Source organism: Bacteroides sp. D1 (assembly GCF_000157095.2).
GTDB lineage: Bacteria > Bacteroidota > Bacteroidia > Bacteroidales > Bacteroidaceae > Bacteroides > Bacteroides xylanisolvens.
Genome location: NZ_JH114340.1, coordinates 1,396 through 2,535 on the forward strand (window position 1 = coordinate 1,396; position 1,140 = coordinate 2,535).

A 1,140-nucleotide genomic window follows, 5' to 3' on the forward strand; every position below is an offset into this window, starting at 1 on the left:
GGTGCCGGCAGCGCTCTGGGTCATTTTCGGCGAGGACCGCTTTCGCTGGAGCGCGACGATGATCGGCCTGTCGCTTGCGGTATTCGGAATCTTGCACGCCCTCGCTCAAGCCTTCGTCACTGGTCCCGCCACCAAACGTTTCGGCGAGAAGCAGGCCATTATCGCCGGCATGGCGGCCGACGCGCTGGGCTACGTCTTGCTGGCGTTCGCGACGCGAGGCTGGATGGCCTTCCCCATTATGATTCTTCTCGCTTCCGGCGGCATCGGGATGCCCGCGTTGCAGGCCATGCTGTCCAGGCAGGTAGATGACGACCATCAGGGACAGCTTCAAGGATCGCTCGCGGCTCTTACCAGCCTAACTTCGATCATTGGACCGCTGATCGTCACGGCGATTTATGCCGCCTCGGCGAGCACATGGAACGGGTTGGCATGGATTGTAGGCGCCGCCCTATACCTTGTCTGCCTCCCCGCGTTGCGTCGCGGTGCATGGAGCCGGGCCACCTCGACCTGAATGGAAGCCGGCGGCACCTCGCTAACGGATTCACCACTCCAAGAATTGGAGCCAATCAATTCTTGCGGAGAACTGTGAATGCGCAAACCAACCCTTGGCAGAACATATCCATCGCGTCCGCCATCTCCAGCAGCCGCACGCGGCGCATCTCGGGCAGCGTTGGGTCCTGGCCACGGGTGCGCATGATCGTGCTCCTGTCGTTGAGGACCCGGCTAGGCTGGCGGGGTTGCCTTACTGGTTAGCAGAATGAATCACCGATACGCGAGCGAACGTGAAGCGACTGCTGCTGCAAAACGTCTGCGACCTGAGCAACAACATGAATGGTCTTCGGTTTCCGTGTTTCGTAAAGTCTGGAAACGCGGAAGTCAGCGCCCTGCACCATTATGTTCCGGATCTGCATCGCAGGATGCTGCTGGCTACCCTGTGGAACACCTACATCTGTATTAACGAAGCGCTGGCATTGACCCTGAGTGATTTTTCTCTGGTCCCGCCGCATCCATACCGCCAGTTGTTTACCCTCACAACGTTCCAGTAACCGGGCATGTTCATCATCAGTAACCCGTATCGTGAGCATCCTCTCTCGTTTCATCGGTATCATTACCCCCATGAACAGAAATCCCCCTTACACG

Annotated in this window: 2 protein-coding genes and 1 pseudogene; 1 reads left to right on the top strand and 2 read right to left on the bottom strand. The window is 58.6% G+C overall.

Annotated features, from left to right (window positions below):
- On the top strand, positions 1-511 hold a 511-nt coding region (locus BSAG_RS11920), incomplete at its 5' end, for a tetracycline resistance MFS efflux pump (RefSeq protein ID WP_032852337.1).
- A gap of 91 nt (positions 512-602) precedes the next feature.
- Here the strand turns inward: BSAG_RS11920 and BSAG_RS26175 are convergent.
- Positions 603-692, bottom strand: a pseudogene (locus tag BSAG_RS26175) (type VI secretion protein); the annotation flags it as partial.
- Positions 693-749: 57 nt separating this feature from the next.
- Positions 750-1,118 (bottom strand): hypothetical protein, encoded by a 369-nt coding sequence (locus BSAG_RS26180; RefSeq protein WP_000538659.1) that lies wholly within the window; start codon positions 1,116-1,118, stop codon positions 750-752.
- Positions 1,119-1,140: the final 22 nt, after the last annotated feature.